20 protein-coding genes are annotated in these 18,936 nt (G+C 58.8%); 11 read left to right on the plus strand and 9 right to left on the minus strand.

Annotated elements, in window-relative coordinates; genetic code table 11:
- The first annotated feature begins 40 nt into the window (after positions 1-40).
- The 5 genes from pnp to mtr all read left to right on the plus strand — a co-directional run bounded on the left by pnp (position 41) and on the right by mtr (position 6,666).
- Positions 41-2,176, plus strand: coding sequence for a polyribonucleotide nucleotidyltransferase (gene pnp / locus ABLV52_RS05815; RefSeq protein ID WP_023291115.1), 2,136 nt, complete (start codon positions 41-43; stop codon positions 2,174-2,176).
- 108 nt (positions 2,177-2,284) lie between these two features.
- On the plus strand, positions 2,285-3,169 hold the full coding sequence (gene nlpI, locus ABLV52_RS05820) for a lipoprotein NlpI (protein WP_004206169.1): 885 nt from the start codon (positions 2,285-2,287) through the stop codon (positions 3,167-3,169).
- 104 nt (positions 3,170-3,273) lie between these two features.
- The gene (gene yrbN / locus ABLV52_RS05825) at positions 3,274-3,354 is read left to right on the plus strand and encodes a protein YrbN (protein WP_085903200.1); all 81 of its coding nucleotides are present in this window, start codon (positions 3,274-3,276) and stop codon (positions 3,352-3,354) included.
- Positions 3,347-5,278, plus strand: coding sequence for an ATP-dependent RNA helicase DeaD (gene deaD / locus ABLV52_RS05830; protein ID WP_348890139.1), 1,932 nt, complete (start codon positions 3,347-3,349; stop codon positions 5,276-5,278). The genes yrbN and deaD overlap by 8 nt, the downstream gene beginning before the upstream one ends.
- A 143-nt stretch (positions 5,279-5,421) precedes the next feature.
- Positions 5,422-6,666 carry a tryptophan permease gene (gene mtr, locus ABLV52_RS05835; protein ID WP_032454170.1) on the plus strand — a complete coding sequence of 415 codons (1,245 nt, stop codon included), beginning with the start codon at positions 5,422-5,424 and terminating at the stop codon, positions 6,664-6,666.
- Positions 6,667-6,710: 44 nt separating this feature from the next.
- Here the strand turns inward: mtr and ABLV52_RS05840 are convergent, their stop codons facing one another.
- The 3 genes from ABLV52_RS05840 to ABLV52_RS05850 form a co-directional block, all read right to left on the minus strand.
- Positions 6,711-7,718: an LLM class flavin-dependent oxidoreductase gene (locus ABLV52_RS05840; protein ID WP_017899898.1), complete on the minus strand. Its 1,008-nt coding sequence runs from the start codon at positions 7,716-7,718 to the stop codon at positions 6,711-6,713.
- A 143-nt stretch (positions 7,719-7,861) separates the two neighbouring features.
- Positions 7,862-8,740: a U32 family peptidase gene (locus tag ABLV52_RS05845; RefSeq protein WP_023291112.1), complete on the minus strand. Its 879-nt coding sequence runs from the start codon at positions 8,738-8,740 to the stop codon at positions 7,862-7,864.
- 5 nt (positions 8,741-8,745) lie between these two features.
- The gene (locus ABLV52_RS05850; RefSeq protein ID WP_004206164.1) at positions 8,746-9,741 is read right to left on the minus strand and encodes a peptidase U32 family protein; all 996 of its coding nucleotides are present in this window, start codon (positions 9,739-9,741) and stop codon (positions 8,746-8,748) included.
- Between the two features lie 221 nt (positions 9,742-9,962).
- Between ABLV52_RS05850 and ABLV52_RS05855 the strand changes: the two genes are divergently transcribed.
- A complete protein-coding gene (locus tag ABLV52_RS05855; RefSeq protein ID WP_002918231.1) occupies positions 9,963-10,487 on the plus strand; it encodes an SCP2 domain-containing protein in 525 nt (174 codons plus the stop codon).
- Positions 10,481-10,984 (plus strand): N-acetyltransferase, encoded by a 504-nt coding sequence (locus tag ABLV52_RS05860; RefSeq protein ID WP_023291110.1) that lies wholly within the window; start codon positions 10,481-10,483, stop codon positions 10,982-10,984. Before ABLV52_RS05855 ends, ABLV52_RS05860 begins: the two co-directional genes overlap by 7 nt.
- On the opposite strand, the gene ABLV52_RS05865 is transcribed toward ABLV52_RS05860, so the two are convergent.
- Positions 10,971-11,261, minus strand: coding sequence for a GIY-YIG nuclease family protein (locus tag ABLV52_RS05865; protein ID WP_074186135.1), 291 nt, complete (start codon positions 11,259-11,261; stop codon positions 10,971-10,973). The genes ABLV52_RS05860 and ABLV52_RS05865 overlap by 14 nt on opposite strands.
- Before the next feature lie 49 nt (positions 11,262-11,310).
- Here ABLV52_RS05865 and ABLV52_RS05870 point away from each other — a divergent pair, with 49 nt between their 5' ends.
- Positions 11,311-11,754, plus strand: a complete 444-nt coding sequence (locus ABLV52_RS05870) for a YhbP family protein (protein WP_023291108.1) — start codon at positions 11,311-11,313, stop codon at positions 11,752-11,754.
- Here the strand turns inward: ABLV52_RS05870 and ABLV52_RS05875 are convergent.
- Positions 11,716-12,252 carry a type 1 glutamine amidotransferase domain-containing protein gene (locus ABLV52_RS05875; protein WP_004206160.1) on the minus strand — a complete coding sequence of 179 codons (537 nt, stop codon included), beginning with the start codon at positions 12,250-12,252 and terminating at the stop codon, positions 11,716-11,718. The two genes, ABLV52_RS05870 and ABLV52_RS05875, sit on opposite strands and share 39 nt — an antisense overlap.
- 128 nt (positions 12,253-12,380) lie before the next feature.
- Here ABLV52_RS05875 and ABLV52_RS05880 point away from each other — a divergent pair, with 128 nt between their 5' ends.
- Both ABLV52_RS05880 and ABLV52_RS05885 read left to right on the plus strand, forming a co-directional pair.
- Positions 12,381-13,028 carry an NAD(P)H-binding protein gene (locus ABLV52_RS05880; RefSeq protein WP_348890141.1) on the plus strand — a complete coding sequence of 216 codons (648 nt, stop codon included), beginning with the start codon at positions 12,381-12,383 and terminating at the stop codon, positions 13,026-13,028.
- A gap of 75 nt (positions 13,029-13,103) precedes the next feature.
- Positions 13,104-14,144 carry a permease gene (locus ABLV52_RS05885; RefSeq protein ID WP_023291106.1) on the plus strand — a complete coding sequence of 347 codons (1,041 nt, stop codon included), beginning with the start codon at positions 13,104-13,106 and terminating at the stop codon, positions 14,142-14,144.
- 120 nt (positions 14,145-14,264) lie between these two features.
- On the opposite strand, the gene dolP is transcribed toward ABLV52_RS05885, so the two are convergent.
- Genes dolP through ABLV52_RS05905 form a run of 4 tightly spaced genes read right to left on the minus strand, consistent with a single transcriptional unit; the run spans position 14,265 to position 17,918 of the window.
- Complete coding sequence (gene dolP / locus ABLV52_RS05890) at positions 14,265-14,840, minus strand: division/outer membrane stress-associated lipid-binding lipoprotein (RefSeq protein WP_023291105.1); 576 nt, start codon at positions 14,838-14,840, stop codon at positions 14,265-14,267.
- 9 nt (positions 14,841-14,849) lie between these two features.
- Entirely contained in the window at positions 14,850-15,440 is a 591-nt protein-coding gene (gene diaA, locus ABLV52_RS05895; protein ID WP_072046048.1) for a DnaA initiator-associating protein DiaA, read from the minus strand.
- Positions 15,441-15,465: 25 nt separating this feature from the next.
- A complete protein-coding gene (locus ABLV52_RS05900) occupies positions 15,466-15,852 on the minus strand; it encodes a YraN family protein (protein WP_044524830.1) in 387 nt (128 codons plus the stop codon).
- Entirely contained in the window at positions 15,810-17,918 is a 2,109-nt protein-coding gene (locus ABLV52_RS05905) for a penicillin-binding protein activator (protein ID WP_050533704.1), read from the minus strand. Before ABLV52_RS05905 ends, ABLV52_RS05900 begins: the two co-directional genes overlap by 43 nt.
- A gap of 63 nt (positions 17,919-17,981) precedes the next feature.
- On the opposite strand from ABLV52_RS05905, the gene rsmI reads away from it, so the two are divergent.
- Entirely contained in the window at positions 17,982-18,845 is an 864-nt protein-coding gene (gene rsmI / locus ABLV52_RS05910; RefSeq protein ID WP_004144878.1) for a 16S rRNA (cytidine(1402)-2'-O)-methyltransferase, read from the plus strand.
- Positions 18,846-18,936 lie beyond the last annotated feature (91 nt).

Consider the following 18,936-nt stretch of genomic DNA (forward strand, 5'->3'; position numbering starts at 1 on the left):
CGTGGATATGGCGTGATTTATAGATAAAAAGGATAGAATTTTGCTTAATCCGATCGTTCGTAAATTCCAGTACGGCCAGCATACCGTGACCCTGGAAACCGGCATGATGGCGCGCCAGGCAACGGCCGCTGTGATGGTTAGCATGGATGACACTGCGGTATTCGTGACCGTAGTGGGCCAGAAAAAAGCGAAGCCAGGCCAGGACTTTTTCCCGCTGACGGTTAACTACCAGGAGCGTACCTACGCTGCCGGTAAAATCCCGGGTGGTTTCTTCCGTCGTGAAGGCCGCCCAAGCGAAGGCGAAACCCTGATCGCGCGTCTGATTGACCGCCCGGTTCGCCCGCTGTTCCCGGAAGGCTTCGTTAACGAAGTTCAGGTTATCGCCACCGTGGTTTCCGTTAACCCGCAGGTTAACCCGGATATCGTCGCGATGATCGGCGCTTCCGCAGCGCTGTCCCTGTCTGGTATTCCGTTCAATGGCCCAATCGGCGCCGCGCGCGTGGGTTACATCAACGACCAGTACGTACTGAACCCAACCCAGGAAGAGCTGAAGTCCAGCAAACTGGATCTGGTGGTTGCCGGTACCGAAGCGGCCGTGCTGATGGTGGAATCCGAAGCGGAACTGCTGAGCGAAGACCAGATGCTGGGCGCGGTGGTCTTTGGCCACGAGCAGCAGCAGATTGTTATTCAGAACATCAACGACCTGGTGAAAGAAGCCGGTAAACCGCGTTGGGACTGGCAGCCGGAAGCCGTCAACGAAGCGCTGAACGCGCGCGTGGCTGCGCTGGCTGAATCCCGCCTGAGCGATGCTTACCGTATCACCGACAAACAAGAGCGTTACGCTCAGGTTGATGTGATCAAATCTGAAACCATCGCTACGCTGGTTGCAGAAGATGAAACCCTGGACGCTAACGAACTGGGTGAAATCCTGCACGCTATCGAGAAAAACGTGGTTCGTAGCCGCGTGCTGGCCGGTGAGCCGCGTATCGATGGCCGCGAAAAAGATATGATCCGTGGTCTGGACGTTCGTACCGGCGTTCTGCCGCGTACTCACGGTTCCGCACTGTTCACCCGTGGCGAAACGCAGGCGCTGGTTACCGCGACTCTGGGTACCGCACGCGATGCGCAGAACATCGACGAACTGATGGGCGAGCGTACCGACTCCTTCCTGTTCCACTACAACTTCCCTCCGTACTCCGTAGGCGAAACTGGCATGGTGGGATCTCCGAAGCGTCGTGAAATCGGTCACGGTCGTCTGGCTAAGCGCGGCGTTCTGGCCGTGATGCCGACTATCGACGAATTCCCGTACACCGTTCGCGTGGTGTCTGAAATCACCGAATCCAACGGCTCTTCTTCCATGGCTTCCGTCTGTGGTGCCTCTCTGGCGCTGATGGACGCTGGTGTGCCGGTGAAAGCCGCCGTGGCGGGTATCGCCATGGGCCTGGTGAAAGAAGGCGACAACTTCGTCGTGCTGTCTGACATCCTCGGTGACGAAGACCACCTTGGCGATATGGACTTCAAAGTAGCGGGTTCCCGCGACGGTATCTCTGCGCTGCAGATGGATATCAAAATTGAAGGTATCACCAAAGAAATCATGCAGGTTGCATTGAACCAGGCTAAAGGTGCGCGTCTGCACATCCTGGGCGTGATGGAGCAGGCGATTAACGCGCCGCGCGGCGACATCTCTGAATTCGCACCGCGTATCCACACCATCAAGATCAACCCGGACAAGATCAAAGACGTTATTGGTAAAGGCGGTTCTGTTATCCGTGCCCTGACCGAAGAGACCGGCACCACCATCGAAATCGAAGATGACGGTACCGTGAAGATCGCAGCGACCGATGGCGACAAAGCACAACATGCTATCCGTCGTATCGAAGAGATCACCGCTGAGATCGAAGTTGGCCGTATCTACAATGGTAAAGTGACCCGTATCGTTGACTTTGGCGCGTTCGTTGCCATCGGCGGCGGTAAAGAAGGTCTGGTTCACATCTCGCAGATCGCCGACAAGCGCGTTGAGAAAGTGACTGACTACCTGCAGATGGGTCAGGAAGTACCGGTTAAGGTTCTGGAAGTTGACCGCCAGGGCCGTGTCCGTCTGAGCATCAAAGAAGCAACTGAACAGACTCCGTCTGCCGCAGCGCCGGAAGTTCCGGCTGCCGAGCAGGGCGAGTAAGGTTGCCGTTAGCCCTCCGCTTTTGCGGAGGGCGTTTTACGGGCAGGACGCCTCGTTTGCAGCCGGGGAACAGGACGTTCATCCAATCGTTGTCTTCGGGAGTGGGAAATGAAGCCTTTTTTGCGCTGGTGTTTCGTGGCGACAGCTCTCACGCTGGCAGGATGCAGTAGCACCGCCTGGCGTAAGGACGCCGTCCTCGCAGTACCATTGCAACCGACTTTACAGCAAGAAGTGATTCTGGCACGTATGGAACAAATTCTTGCCAGTCGGGCTTTATCCGATGACGAACGCGCACAGCTTTTATATGAGCGCGGAGTGTTGTATGATAGTCTCGGTCTGAGGGCATTAGCGCGAAATGATTTTTCACAAGCGCTGGCAATCCGACCCGATATGCCTGAAGTATTCAATTACTTAGGCATTTACTTAACGCAGGCAGGCAATTTTGATGCTGCCTATGAAGCGTTTGATTCTGTACTTGAGCTTGATCCAACTTACAACTACGCGCACTTGAACCGCGGTATCGCCCTGTATTACGGCGGCCGGGCTAAGTTAGCGCAAGATGATCTGCTGGCGTTTTATCAAGACGATCCCAATGATCCTTTCCGTAGCCTGTGGCTTTATATCGCCGAGCGTAAACTCGACGAGAAGCGGGCGCTTGAAGCACTCAGAGAGCGCTTAGACAAGTCGGACAAAGAGCAATGGGGATGGAACATTGTCGAGTTCTACCTTGGCGACATTAGCGAAAAAGAGCTGATGACTCGTCTGAAGGCAGACGCAACGGATAACACCTCGCTCGCTGAGCATCTCAGTGAAACCAACTTCTATTTAGGTAAGTACTACCTAAGTCTGGGGGACAAGGACAGCGCTACGGCACTGTTCAAACTGGCGGTCGCCAACAACGTACATAACTACGTTGAGCACCGATACGCATTGTTGGAATTATCGCTCTTGGGCCAGGAGCAAGATGACCTGGCAGAATCGGACCAGCAATAGCTGACGAACACATCAGCCCATAGTTTTTTGCTTGCCATCACCTTCGCGGGTGAGGGCGTTGTTGTTCGTTAATACACCTACTTTGAGCCGGTTCACACTTTTCAATGAAAATTACCGTAAATTTTCACGATGAGTTATGTAGACTGGCCGCCATTAATTTTGAGGCACACGTACTACATGGCTGAATTCGAAACCACTTTTGCAGATCTGGGCCTGAAGGCTCCTATCCTTGAAGCGCTTACCGATCTGGGTTACGAAAAACCATCTCCGATCCAGGCTGAGTGCATTCCGCATCTGCTGGACGGCCGCGACGTTCTGGGTATGGCCCAGACCGGTAGCGGTAAAACCGCAGCGTTCTCTTTACCGCTGCTGAACAACATCGATCCTGAGCTGAGAGCACCACAGATCCTGGTGCTGGCGCCGACCCGCGAGCTGGCGGTACAGGTTGCTGAAGCAATGACGGAATTCTCTAAACATATGCGCGGCGTAAACGTGGTTGCCCTGTACGGCGGCCAGCGTTATGACGTGCAGCTGCGCGCCCTGCGTCAGGGTCCGCAGATCGTTGTCGGTACCCCGGGTCGTCTGCTGGACCACCTGAAGCGCGGCACCCTGGACCTCTCTAAACTGAGCGGCCTGGTACTGGATGAAGCAGATGAAATGCTGCGCATGGGCTTTATCGAAGACGTAGAAACCATTATGGCGCAGATCCCGGAAGGGCATCAGACCGCGCTGTTCTCCGCCACCATGCCGGAAGCGATCCGTCGCATTACCCGCCGCTTTATGAAAGAGCCGCAGGAAGTGCGTATTCAGTCCAGCGTGACGACTCGTCCGGACATCAGCCAGAGCTACTGGACTGCCTACGGCATGCGTAAAAACGAAGCGCTGGTGCGTTTCCTGGAAGCGGAAGATTTTGATGCGGCGATTATCTTCGTCCGTACCAAAAACGCGACCCTGGAAGTGGCTGAAGCGCTGGAGCGTAACGGCTACAACAGCGCGGCGCTGAACGGCGACATGAACCAGGCGCTGCGTGAGCAGACCCTGGAGCGTCTGAAAGACGGTCGTCTGGATATCCTGATTGCGACTGACGTTGCAGCCCGTGGTCTGGACGTTGAGCGTATCAGCCTAGTGGTGAACTACGACATCCCGATGGATTCCGAGTCTTACGTTCACCGTATCGGCCGTACCGGTCGTGCGGGCCGCGCCGGCCGCGCGCTGCTGTTCGTTGAGAACCGCGAGCGTCGTCTGCTGCGCAACATCGAACGTACGATGAAGCTGACCATTCCGGAAGTTGAACTGCCGAACGCAGAGCTGCTGAGCAAACGTCGTCTGGAAAAATTCGCCGCGAAAGTCCAGCAACAGCTGGAAAGCAGCGATCTGGACCAGTACCGTGCGCTGCTGGCGAAAATCCAGCCGACAGCGGAAGGCGAAGAGCTGGACGTGGAAACGCTGGCTGCTGCGCTGCTGAAAATGGCCCAGGGCGAACGCTCGCTGATCGTGCCGCCGGATGCGCCGATGCGTCCTAAGCGCGAGTTCCGCGACCGTGACGATCGCTTCGAGCGTCGTGGCGACCGCAACGACCGCGCTCCGCGTGGCGATCGCGAAGATCGTCCGAAGCGTGAGCGTCGTGACGTAGGCGATATGGAACTGTATCGCATTGAAGTGGGTCGCGATGACGGTGTTGAAGTACGTCATATCGTTGGCGCGATCGCTAACGAAGGCGATATCAGCAGCCGTTACATCGGTAACATTAAGCTGTTCGCTTCTCACTCTACCATCGAACTGCCGAAAGGGATGCCGGGCGAAGTGCTGCAGCACTTTACTCGTACCCGCATCCTGAACAAGCCGATGAACATGCAGCTGCTGGGCGATGCGCAGCCGCGCACCGAACGTCGTGGCGGCGGTGAACGTCGTGAAGGCGGTCGTAGCTTCGGCGGTGAGCGTCGTGAAGGCGGTCGTGGCTTCGGTGGCGAGCGTCGTGAAGGTGGTCGTGGTGATGGTCGTCGTTTCAGCGGCGAACGTCGTGAAGGCCGTGCGCCGCGTCGTGACGATGCATCCGCGCCGCGCCGCGATGACTCTGCCGGTCGCCGTCGCTTCGGTGGCGATGCGTAATTAACGCAGCCCGCTAGCGTAAACTAAATAATACAGCCCCGATCGTTATGATTGGGGCTTTTTTTATTTCTTTTGTACTCGTGTACTGGTACAGTGCGTCACACCCATCGTGGGAAAGTTTTTTTGACTGGAGATTTCGGTAAATGGCGACACTAACCACTACGGCAACCCGTCCGTCCCTGTTTGGCGGCGTGGTGATCATCGGCGGCACGATTATCGGCGCGGGCATGTTCTCGCTGCCGGTGGTGATGTCCGGCGCGTGGTTTTTCTGGTCGCTGGCGGCGCTGGTCTTCACCTGGTTCTGCATGTTGCACTCCGGTCTGATGATCCTCGAGGCCAACCTTAACTACCGGATCGGCTCCAGCTTCGACACCATTACCAAAGATCTGCTCGGCAAGGGCTGGAACCTGGTCAACGGCGTGTCGATCGCCTTTGTGCTGTATATTCTGACCTACGCCTATATTTCAGCCAGCGGCTCGATACTGCATCATACGTTTAGCGAGATGTCGCTGAACGTACCGGCGCGGGCGGCGGGTTTTGGCTTTGCGCTGCTGGTGGCATTTATCGTCTGGATGAGCACCAAAGCGGTGAGCCGCATGACGGCTATCGTGCTTGGCGCCAAGGTGATCACTTTCTTCCTGACCTTCGGCAGTCTGCTGGGGCACGTCGAGCCGACGACGCTGTTTAACGTCGCGGAAAAGAACGCCTCCTATGCGCCATACTTGCTGATGACGCTGCCGTTCTGCCTGGCCTCGTTTGGCTACCACGGCAACGTGCCGAGCCTGATGAAATACTACGGAAAAGATCCACGTACCATCATCCGCTGCTTAACCTACGGTACGTTGCTGGCGCTGGGTCTGTACGTGGTCTGGCTGCTGGTGACGATGGGCAATATCCCGCGCCCGCAGTTTATCGACATCGCGCAGAAGGGCGGCAACATTGATGTGCTGGTGCAGGCCCTGAGCGGGGTGCTGAACAGCCGGAGCCTGGATCTGCTGCTGGTGGTGTTCTCTAACTTTGCCGTCGCCAGCTCGTTCCTTGGCGTCACGCTGGGGCTGTTCGACTACCTGGCGGATCTGTTTGGCTTTGACGACAGCGCGCTGGGGCGCTTTAAAACTGCGCTGCTGACCTTTATTCCGCCGATGATTGGCGGGCTGGTGAAACCCGATGGCTTCCTCTACGCTATCGGCTATGCCGGCCTGGCGGCGACGATCTGGGCGGCGATTGTACCGGCGCTGCTGGCTCGCGCCTCGCGTAAACGCTTCGGCAGCCCACAGTTCCGCGTATGGGGCGGAACACCGATGATTGTGCTGATCCTGCTGTTTGGCCTGGGCAATGCGGTCGTGCACATTCTGTCGAGCGTTAATCTGCTGCCGGTTTACCAGTAAGAGGCTTACCCGGTGGCGCGACGTCCACCGGGCCTGGATTTTGATTAACCCAACAATTCCTCTTTCACCTGCATCGCTAAATCGAAAGAATGCAGGCGCGCCTGGTGGTCGAAGATCTGGCCATTGACCATGATTTCGTCCGCCTCGGTTTCCCGCAAAATCGACTCCAGGCCGTGGCGGACTTTGGTTTTATCACCCACCAGCGACATGCGCAGCGCCTGCTGCACGCCATACTGCTCGGACGCTGACCACAGCTGATGCATATTTTCCACCGGCGGCGGCAGCTGTCCGGTTTCGCCGCGACGTAGCTTCACAAACGCCTGCTGCATGGAAGTGAAGAGAAACTCCGCATCGCGGTTGCTGTCGGCGGCGATGATATTAATGCACACCATGGCATACGGTTTTTCCAGCCGCGCTGAGGGCGTAAAGTTGCTGCGATACAGGTGCAGGGCCTGGAACAGCATATCCGGCGCGAAGTGCGAAGCGAACGCGAACGGCAGGCCGAGCTGCGCCGCCAGCTGGGCGCTGTAGAGGCTTGAGCCCAGCAGCCACACCGGAATTCGTTCGCCATAGCCAGGAACCGGGCGCACGTGCGGGTTCGGATCGCGGGCGTCAAACCAGTCCACCAGTTCCGCCACATCGCGCGGGAAGTTATCGACATCGCCGCTCATATGGCGACGCAGGGCGCGCATGGTGGGCTGATCGCTGCCCGGCGCGCGGCCAAGGCCGAGATCGATGCGTCCCGGGTAGAGCGTATTGAGCGTACCGAACTGCTCGGCAATCACCAGCGGAGAGTGGTTGGGCAGCATCACCCCGCCGGACCCCAGATGCAGGGTGGTGGTATTGGCCGCGAGATAGCCAATGAGCACCGAGGTCGCTGCGCTGGCAATGCCGACCATATTGTGGTGCTCCGCCAGCCAGTAGCGGTGATAGCCGCGCGATTCGGCCAGCCGGGCGAGATCCAGAGAGTGGGTAAAGGCTTCTTTAGCAGAAGATCCTTGCGGGATCGGCGCCAGATCGAGCACCGAGAACGGAACAGATTTGTCAGTCATAAAGGCTCACTTTGCTACAGCATCGTCATCAGATTGAAGGTCTTCTTCCAGCCTGGCGCATCCAGGACGCGCCAGCCAGAAAAGCTGCATCTTTAATAATGCATTAAAATCTGAGCACTGCTGTTAACAAAGTGAGCGGTTTATCAGGCCTGCAGCGCCAGCCCAGGCAGCCGTTTCCAGTAGCCGTTGCAATCGCTGTTGCCGGTGAGCGCCAGCGGCGCAGCGCCGTTTTCATTGGCGCGGAAGGCGTCGAGCATGGCGAAGGTCTCGTTGCCCATCGGCGACAGGCGCACCATATCCACCAGGCCGTGCATGGACGTCAGCTCATTGCCCAGGTTGTAGACATAGCCGCTCATGGTCTGGATACCGTTGAGCACGAACACCTGCTGGTTCTCCTGGGACAGCATGCTGCGCCCGGTTGGGTACTTGATGCAGCAGGTCTCGCACTCATCCTTTGGCCGATCTTCCGAGCGGGCGGTAAAGCAGCGGGCGGAATAAGCCAGCGGCAGATGGCCGTAGCTCAGCACTTCGACTTCAAACTGATTGCGAATACCCAGCTCTTCGCACTGGGTCAGTAAATTAGCCAGCCAGTCGCGGGAAAGCTCCACCGGCATGCACCAGCGCACCATACCTTGCTTAAGCAGCAGACGCAGAGTGACGGCGTTGTAGCAGTTCAGCGCATGCCCGGCGACGAACGGCAGCTTGCGTTCGGCGCAGAGGTTCACCACGCCCAAATCGCTGGCCTCAATCAGGAACTCACCGTTATCGACATAGCGCTTCAGCTCGCCCAGTTCAGAGGAGGCCTGCACCAGCGCGAGGGTAGACAGCACCACCTGCTTGCCGCTGCCGGCCAGCGCTTTCGCCATCTCGATCCAGTCGCCGACTTTGGTGGCGCGGCGTTTGCTGCACACCGCTTCGCCGAGATAAATGGTGTCGGCGCTGCAGTTTGCCGCCTGCTGGTAAAAATCTTCCAGCGTCTCTTTTGGCCAGTAGTAAAGCACCGGCCCTAATGAATATTTCATGTTTCTCACTGCCATTTACGGTGATAGGCGCCAAGGGTGGTTTGTGTCCCTTCGGACATGGAGCCAAGGGTTTCCATCCATGCGGATTGCGGCACGAAATTCTGCGGATCGGCTTTGCAGCGATCGATCGCCTGGCGCCAGACTTTCGCCACCTGGGTGACGTAGGCTGGGCTGCGCTGACGGCCTTCGATTTTCACTGAGGCGATATTGGCGGCCATCAGCTCCGGCAACAGTTCCAGAGTGTTGAGGCTGGTGGGCTCCTCCAGCGCGTGATAGCGCTCGCCATCGACCAGGTAGCGGCCTTTACACAACGTTGGGTAGCCCGCGTTTTCCCCATCCTGATAGCGGTCAATCAGCACCTCATTGAGACGCGATTCCAGCCCCTGCGGGGTTTGCTGCCAGCGCACGAAGCGCGCAGGCGAACAGGCGCCGACGGTGTTGGGCGATTCGCCGGTCAGGTAGGAAGAGAGATAGCAGCGGCCTTCCGCCATGATGCACAAGCTGCCGAAGGCAAAGACTTCCAGCGGCACCGGCGTGGCGCGGGCCAGCTGTTTCACCTGGTGAATAGATAACACCCGCGGCAGTACGACGCGCGCCACGTCGAAGTTGCGATGATAGAAGCGAATGGCCTCTTCATTGGTGGCGGAAGCCTGTACCGACACATGGCGTTCTATATGCGGATAGCGCTCCGCGGCGTACTCCAGCATGGCGATATCGGCCAGAATGAGCGCATCGGCGCCCAGCTGAGCCGCCATATCCACCGCGCGCTGCCAGCGGGCGTAGCCGTCGGGGTGGGCGAAGGTGTTGATGGCGATATGCAGCTTACGACGGTGCTGATGCACAAAGCTGACGGCTTCCTGCAGTTTCTTTTCGGTGAAATTAAGGCCGGCAAAGTGGCGGGCGTTGGTGTCATCTTTCAGCCCGATATAGACGGCATCGGCGCCGTTTTCGATGGCCGCCTTAAGCGCCGGAAGGTTACCGGCTGGGCAGAGCAGCTCCATAATTTTTCCTGAAAAATGCGGCCCGTCAGGGACGCTGAATGGTTAACGAGCAGGGATTTTAGTTAACCTTCTGGTGACAATTTTTGATTTGAGGCAGTTAAAAGTGTATTGGGGGCGCCAATAACTGGCTGCCGTCATCGCGTTTTTGTTGATTTACGCCGCTATGTTGTTTATGTGATATGGCACAATAGCGGCACAATTGCATTCATGGAGTAAAGCTTGTGTTGGATAAACTGCGTTCCCGGCTGGTCCACTTTGGCCCGTCTTTAATGAGCGTGCCGGTTAAGCTGGCGCCTTTTGCCCTCAAGCGCCAGGTGCTGGAGCAGGTGCTTAGCTGGCAGTTTCGCCAGGCGCTGGCGGAGGGTGAGCTGGAGTTTCTCGAGGGGCGCTGGTTAAGTATTCATGTGCGTGACATCGGTCTGCTGTGGTATACCTCGGTAGTCGATGGGCGCCTGGTGGTCAGCCAGCAGGCCGACGCCGACGTCAGCTTCAGCGCCGACGCCAGCGATCTGTTAATGATCGCCGCGCGCAAGCAGGATCCGGATACGCTATTCTTCCAGCGTCGTCTGGTTATTGAAGGCGATACGGAGCTGGGGCTGTATGTAAAAAATTTGATGGACGCCATTGAGCTCGAGCAGATGCCCAAAGCGCTGCGCGTGATGTTGCTGCAACTGGCGGATTTTGTCGAAGCTGGACTGAAGAGCCCGCAGAAACCTGAACAGACATCGGTAGGTGAGGCATGCTGATTCGAGTGGAAATTGGGATTGATGCACCGGGAATCGACGCGCTGCTGCGTCGTACCTTCGGCCGCGATGCCGAAGCGCAGCTGGTGCACGATCTGCGTGAAGATGGACTGATCACGCTGGGGGTAGTGGCGACGGATGATGAAGGCCAGGTGATCGGCTACGTTGCCTTCAGCCCGGTTGCGGTGGAAGGTGAAGAGCTGCAGTGGGTCGGCCTGGCGCCGCTGGCGGTGGATGAACGCTATCGTGGACAGGGCATTGGCCGGCAGCTGGTCTATGAAGGGCTGGATTCGCTGAATGAGTTTGGCTATGCCGCGGTGGTGACGCTGGGCGACCCGGCGTTATACCGTCGCTTTGGTTTTGAACCGGCCGCGCGCTTCGATCTCCGCTGCCGCTGGCCGGACAGCGCGGAGGCGTTCCAGGTGCATCGCCTGGCGGATGACGCCCTCGAAGGCGTCCACGGCCAGGTCGAATACAGCGACCACTTTAATCGTTTTTAAGCCTTGCCAGCAGGGTTTCAACGGTATCCTCTCCGGCAACGAGGCGCTCTTTTTCGCGCTTCGTTAGCTGCTTAATGCGGTATTCCAGCCGCAAAGCAAGTGAGTGTTCACCAACTTCATGACTAAAGGCCAGTCGCAGGTCGCCTTTGCCGCGCAACGCCTTCGCGCCTTTCCCTGCCTGATGCTGGCGAAAGCGGCGCTGCACATCGGTGGTGATGCCGGTATAGAGGCGATTATCCGCGGTTCGAATGAGATACAGAAACCAGCACACGGTCACAAAGTCACTATGGTAAGGTGTATGCACCATAGCATAACGGAGAAGAAAGATGGATACGCTTGCCGCCATTGGCCGCTGGCTGAGTAAACAGCACGTCGTTACCTGGTGCGTCTCCCGTGACGACGAGCTGTGGTGTGCGAATGCCTTTTACGTCTATGACCCGGATACCGTGGCCTTTTATCTGCTCAGCGAGGAGCACACCCGCCACGGCCAGATGACCGGCGAGCGGGCGAAGGTGGCCGGGACGGTCAACGGTCAGCCAAAAACCGTGGCCCTGATCCGCGGCGTGCAGTTCCAGGGCGAGATCCGTCGTCTGCGCGGCGACGAAGAGGCGCGAATGCGCCAGCGCTACGTCAAGCGCTTCCCGGTGGCCCGCATGCTGTCGGCGCCGGTCTGGGAGATTCGTCCGGACGAAATCAAGTTTACCGACAACACGCTGGGGTTCGGGAAAAAGCTACACTGGCGGCGCGATGCCGGCGCCGAGCAGGCGTAGCGCTTCGCGATTGAAGGCCGGCAGATCGTCCGGCGTTCTGCTGGTGACCAGCTGTTCGTTATCGACCACCACCTCCTGGTCGTAAAACTCGCCCCCGGCGTTTTTCACATCCACCACGATCGGTTTTACCGCCGTGAGCTTGCGCCCGCGGATCACATCGGCGCTGATCAGCAGCTGTGGGCCGTGGCAGATGGCGAAGACCGGCTTCCCGCCGTTGACAAAATCGCGCGTAAAGGTGACAAAGCGTTCATCCCCGCGCAGCTGGTCCGGGGAATAGCCCCCTGGCAGCAACAAGGCATCAAATTCACCCGGTGTGACGTCATCAATGGCCCGATCGATGGCGACCTCTGCTTCTCCCTGTTTACCCTTCACCGTCTTGCCAGCCTGCTTTTCGATCGTCACGACCTGATGCCCGGCGAGCTTAAACGCTTCGGCGGGAGAGGTAAATTCAGAATCTTCAAAGTCGTCGGTAATGAGCACGGCTATCTTTTTACTCATGCTTCCTCCGCTGTCTGGATGGTCAATGAGGTAATTCCATGATGATGGTGGATACTTACCTTGTAAGGTATTAAGCCTGGAACATGAGCGCGAAAGTGCAAGGCAGAGAATTCCGTAAAGGAGAATCAATGAGTCAGGTATTATTGACCGGCGCGACCGGGTTAGTTGGCGGTCACTTACTCCGGCTGCTGCAGAATGAACCCCGCATCAGCACCATCGCCGCCCCGACGCGTCGCCCACTGGCGCCGGCGGAAGGCGTGTTTAATCCGTACGATCCGCAACTGACCGATGCCCTGGCGCAGGTGGTCGACCCGGTCGACATTGTCTTCTGCTGTCTGGGAACGACGCGCCGGGAAGCGGGAAGTAAAGAGGCCTTTGTCCATGCCGACTTTACGCTGGTTGTTGATACGGCGCTGACCGGCAAACGGCTAGGCGCTCAGCATATGCTGGTGGTCAGCGCGATGGGCGCTAACGCCCACTCGCCATTTTTCTACAATCGGGTGAAGGGGGAAATGGAGGCGGCGCTGATCGAGCAGGGATGGCCGCGGCTGACCATTGCCCGGCCGTCGATGCTGTCAGGCGAGCGGGAAAAAAAACGGGCCAATGAGACCTTCCTCGAACCGCTGTTCCGACTCTTACCGGGGAACTGGAAATCCATTGCGGCCCGCGACGTGGCGATTGCCCTGCTGGAGGAGGCGCTGTCGCCCTCTCACGAAGGGGTGCAAATTCTGTCATCGTCCGAGCTGCGGGAGCGCGCCGCGCGGCAGGCGGAATAGCGGTTTGCAAACGCAGGCTTCCGGCGTAGTATTCACGGCTTCAATTCATATCCACATTTCTTGCTGGGGAATGCTATGGCTGGTCAGTCTTCATCTCAGGCGGCGTCACCATTTCAATGGTGGAAACCCGCGCTTTTTTTTCTCGTCGTGATTGTCGGCCTGTGGTTCGTCAAATGGCAGCCGTACTACGGGAAAGCCTTCACCGCGGCGGAAACCCACAGTATCGGTAAATCCATTCTCGCCCAGGCCGACGCTAATCCGTTAAAGGCGGCGTGGGACTACGCGATGGTTTACTTCCTTGCCGTCTGGAAGGCGGCGGTGCTCGGCGTGCTGCTCGGGTCGCTGATTCAGGTGCTGATCCCGCGCGACTGGCTGCTGCGCACCCTGGGGCAATCGCGTTTTCAGGGGACGCTGCTGGGGGCGATTTTCTCGCTGCCAGGCATGATGTGCACCTGCTGCGCCGCGCCGGTCGCGGCCGGGATGCGCAAACAGCAGGTGTCGATGGGCGGGGCGCTGGCGTTCTGGATGGGCAATCCGCTGCTCAACCCGGCGACATTGGTGTTTATGGGCTTTGTTCTGGGCTGGCAGTTTGCGCTGGTTCGCCTGGTGGCGGGCCTGGCGACGGTGCTGATTGTCGCAACGCTGGTGCAAAAATGGGTAAAAGAGGCGGCGACGCAGCCTGCCGTGGTGCCTGAAGCGCAACCGGAAGCGGCCCAGGGCGGTTTCTTTAGCCGCTGGCTGCGGGCGCTGTGGACGTTGTTCTGGAACACCATCCCGGTTTATATCCTCGCGGTACTGGTGCTGGGGGCGGCGCGCGTCTGGCTGTTCCCGCACGCCGATGGCGTGGTGGATAATACCTTGTTCTGGGTCATCGCGATGGCGATCGCCGGCTGCCTGTTTGTGATCCCTACCGCGGCGGAAATCCCGATTGTCCAGACGATGATGCTGGCAGGGATGGGCGTCGCGCCGGCGCTGGCGCTGCTGATTACGTTGCCGGCGGTGAGCGTGCCGTCGCTGATTATGCTGCGCAAAGCCTTCCCGGCCAAAGCGCTGTGGCTGACCGGCGGGCTGGTGGCGCTGTGCGGCGCGATTGTCGGTGCGCTGGCGCTGGTGTAGTGTGCTGTAAACGTACGGATAGCCGGATGGTGTGCCGGGCGGCGCTACGCCTAACCCGGCACATAACGAACAGGGGACTGCAGCCCGGCTAAGCGTAGCGCCAGCCGGGAAACTGCAGCTTTATTTGATGTAGGTAAAGGCGGTAGTCACCCGGGACACGCCGCTCACCCGGCTGGCGATATCCGCCGCCGCGCGGCCTTCACGGTCGGTCACCAGCCCCATCAGGAAGACTTCGCTGTTTTCCGTGGTCACCTTCACGTTCGAGGATTTGACCTGATCGGTGCCCAGCAGCTGCGAACGCACCTTGGTGGTAATCCAGGTATCAGAAGAGGCGGTGCCTAAACCAATCGGCTGGCCCTGGCGCACTTCGTTAAACACTTCCGTGGTTCCTTCCACGCCCATGGCGATTTGCTTGGCGCGGGCTGAGAGGTCCGGCGTCGGCGACTGACCGGTCAGCAGGACTTTGCCCTGATAAGCGGTAACGTTGATGCGGGCCTGTTTCTTAATCTGTTCATCTTTCGACAAGGCGCTATTGACGCGCAGTTCCAGGGTGCTGTCATCGACCTGGGTTCCCACCGTACGCGGGTCCGTTGCGGCTTTAGTGCCGACTGCTGCCGTTCCGACTACCGCGGCGGCAACGCAGCCCTGCAGCAGTAGTGCAGAAAGCAGGATGGCGAGGGGCGAGAGAGCCTTCATGTGTTCTCCTTAATCGTCCTGGTGTGGAAAAAGAGTGTTATCTATCAAATCGCACAGACAGTTGACGGTCAGCATATGCATCTCCTGGATACGCGCGCTGCGGTGCGAGGGGATGCGAATTTCGACATCCTGCTGACCTAACAGGCCCGCCAGCTCACCGCCGTCATAGCCGGTCAACGCGACGATGGTCATGTCGCGGGTCACGGCGGCTTCCACTGCCTTGACGATGTCCCGGCTGTTACCGCGCGTGGAGATTGCCAGCAGCACATCGCCGGCATGTCCCAGGGCGCGCACCTGCTTGGCGTAAATCTCGTCATGCAGGCGATCGTTAGCGATGGCAGTTAAGACCACATTATCGGTGTTTAGTGCAATGGCGGGTAAACCAGGGCGTTCCGTTTCAAAACGATTAATCATGCTGGCAGCAAAATGCTGTGCGTTGGCGGCGGAAGTGCCATTACCACAACAGAGGATTTTGTTGCCGTTGAGCAGGGAATGCACGAGCGTCATCGCCGCCCGGGAGATGGCGTCCGGGAGTGCTTCTGCTGCGGCAATTTGGGTTTGAATGCTTTCGGTAAAGCAGGCTTTGATTCTGTCGAGCACGGGATCCCTTACTTCTGGTATTACGCTATTCGCCAAAGGCGTTTTTTAGCCATTGGATGTCGTTTCCGGTGAAGGCTACCACATCGAAACGGCAATCCACAGTCTCAAAGCTCCCATTCTGTCGGCAGAGCCACAAACGGGCGGCTTTAAGGAGGCGTTGCTGTTTTTGCGGGGTGACGCTGGCCGCCGCGTCACCGTACAGGGCGCTGCGGCGGTAGCGCACCTCGACAAAGACGGTGACGGCGCCGTCGCGCATGATGAGGTCAATTTCGCCGCCACGCTCGCGGGCGTTGGCGGCGATAAAACGCAGGCCCTGGCCTTCCAGCCAGCGGCGAGCACGGTTTTCCCATGCGTCGCCGGTCTGTTTGCTTAGCTGGCCGGGACGATTTGTCCCTGCTGGTACTTGAGCCATGACAGTTTCCTGTTAATCACGCAGTCCTGAGTCGCCGTCAGATCGCCGGTATTCCCGTTCAGCTCGAAGCCCGGCGTCTGGCGCATTTGCGTGAAGTGGTTTGCCAGCGACCAGGCGTCAGCGCCCATCGCATACAGACGCGCCAGCGAGTAGTCATTGCGCACCGCAGACAGCGCCTGCTGCATCAGCGCCGGGTTGCTGCCAGCCAGCATCGGGATTTCGCTATACTGCAGGCCTTCCATCTCCAGACGGAAATCCGGACCGGCGGTGCCCTGCGCGCTGCGCGAGCTGGCGTACAGGGTGACATTGCTCTGGCTGCCGTTGCGCATCGCGATCATGGGTTTGATATAGCCAATCTGTTCCGGGGTGGCGAGGATGTAGGCCGCGTCGACGCTGCCGCCGCTGCTAACCGGCATCTCATCCGCACTGCCGAGGACGCTGTTCTGCGCTGATGGCAGGGTGGAGACCGGGGTGCCGCTCAGCGCAATGCCCCCTCCGCCGTTAACGCCGGCGCGCAGCTCCGCCGTGGAGCCAAAACGCTGCTGCAGAACGCTGGCGCCGCCCAGCTTCAGCCACTCGTCGGCAAACGCGCTGACCACACGATCGCCCAGCGCGCCGCGCGGAACCAGCAGCAACGGCGTCTGTTTGCCCTGTTGATGGATATGTCGGGCGGCGTCACGCGCTTCGTCTTCCGGCGACAGCGCGAAATAGCAGATATTAGCGCGGCCTTCGACCTTCTCCGGCTGGTTGAGCGCCAGCACGTTGAGCGGCGTATTGCTCTTGATAACATCTTCGACGTTCTCTTTCAGCAGCGGTCCGACGACGAGGGTGGCGCCGTCCTGCTGAGCCTGAGCAAGCAGCTGGCCGATCGGCTGGCTGGTGGTATCGTAAATTTTCAGTTCTGCAGAGGGGTTGGCGGCGGTGGCGACCACTGGCTGCGGCTGTGCGGCCGGGGCAGTGACCGGCTGGGTGGCCGGAGAGGCGGTGGTCTGCGGCGCGGCGACCGCTGCCGGGGCCTGAGCGGCCGGCTCCGCGGCTGGCGTTGCCTGGGTTTGCGCCGGGGCCTGCACCGGTTCAGCGCGACTTCCGGTAGCCGTAAGATCGGTAATTTCCGCCTGCGACGGGCTTACCACGTCATCATTACCGGACGCGTTCGCCGCCTGGGCGACCTGAGCGGGAACCGCGCTGCCCGTCACCGACGGCGCGCCGTTTTTGGCGGCTTCGAAGCCCTGCTGGATGGTACGGCCGAAGATCGACGCCTGGCCGTTCAGCGGCAGGAAAAGCGCAATCTTGTTGATGGAGGCGGGCTTATAGTTTTGCATGTTCACCAGCGCCGTCGGCAGCATTTTGGCGCCCGGGTTTTGCGGGTAGCGCGTCTGCCAGTCTTTGACGCCGGCTTTCAGCAGCGTGGGATCGTTGCGGTTGTCAAACCACATCCGCTGCAGATCCAGCCAGCCCTGGAGGGTATTTTCATCGGCATTGATCACCAGCGCATTGGCCTGATCCTGGGTCATCGCGGTCAGCGCTTGCCAGGTCGCGTCAATATTTTGCTGGCGCTGTTTGGCATCGCTCAGCAGCGGCTGCTGGGCGATTAAGGCGCGCAGCAGCGTAACCGATGGTTTACCCTGGCTGGCATCGATTTGCGCCTGCCAGTAGCGCGCCTGCTGAGGCTGCTCCAGGCTTGCCGGGTCAAGCTTAGCCAACAGCGTACGGGCCCCCTGATAGTCGTTCTGCGCCAGCTTCACTTCTATCGCCAGCAGTGACTGTTCACGGGCCTGGGTGCTGTCCAGGTTCGACGGCAGCTGGTTAAACAGGTCGATGGCCTGCTGCTTCTTTCCTTCCTGCAGCAGTGCACGAATGGCGAGTAATTGCCAGTTGGTCTTGCTATCATTCGTGCTTTGCTGCATCTGCTGCAAGTAGAAACTGGAGTTGGCCTGCGACGTACCCTGCATAAACGCCGTACTTTGATCCTGCGTGTGGGTGCCGCAGCCAGCAAAAAGAAGAGTAGCCAGCAATACGGGCAGACAGCGCGCGGGCTTAGAACGAAGAAATGTTGACGGTACCATAAGTGTCCAGTGATATTTTTTTGGCTCAATGCTCAATATTAAATCGGCAATACGGACGAGACAATGAAACAACACGAATCAGCGGATAATTCTCAGGGGCAGCTCTATATTGTGCCCACTCCGATAGGAAATCTGTCTGATATCACGCAGCGCGCACTGGAGGTGTTGCAAGCCGTTGATTTAATTGCTGCGGAGGATACCCGCCACACCGGTTTGCTGCTGCAGCATTTTGCGATTAACGCCCGCTTGTTTGCGCTTCATGACCATAACGAGCAGCAAAAGGCGGAAACACTTCTCGCTAAACTGAAAGAAGGGCAAAACATCGCGCTGGTCTCCGATGCCGGCACGCCGCTGATTAACGACCCAGGCTACCATCTGGTGCGCACCTGTCGTGAAGCGAATATTCGCGTCGTACCGCTGCCGGGACCCTGCGCGGCCATCGCCGCCCTCAGCGCCGCCGGTTTGCCCTCCGATCGTTTCTGCTATGAAGGCTTCCTGCCGGCGAAATCGAAAGGCCGTCGCGATACCCTGAAAGCGCTGGAAGAAGAGCCGCGCACCCTCATCTTCTACGAGTCTACCCACCGGCTGGTGGAGAGTCTGGAAGATATCTGCGCGGTACTGGGAGAATCCCGCTACGTGGTGCTGGCCCGCGAGCTAACCAAAACCTGGGAATCGATCCACGGGGCGCCGATTGGCGAGCTGGTGGCGTGGGTCAAGGAAGACGAAAACCGGCGCAAAGGCGAGATGGTGCTGATCGTCGAAGGCTTTAAGGCGCAGGAAGAGGCGCTGCCGGCGGCGGCGCTGCGTACCCTGGCGCTGCTGCAGGCGGAGCTGCCGCTGAAGAAAGCCGCTGCGCTGGCCGCGGAGATCCACGGTGTGAAGAAGAATGCGCTGTATAAGTATGCCCTGGAGCAGCAGGGGGAGTAAGCGATGAGCCGTTACCAACCGCCGTTTAGCATCACACCCACGGTCCTCAACCTTGTCGTTGAGATTGGGGAATTGCTTGGGCATTGGTCGG

The sequence above is a fragment of the Klebsiella sp. GB_Kp056 genome, assembly GCF_040064755.1.
In the GTDB taxonomy this organism is placed as follows: Bacteria; Pseudomonadota; Gammaproteobacteria; order Enterobacterales; family Enterobacteriaceae; genus Klebsiella; species Klebsiella quasipneumoniae.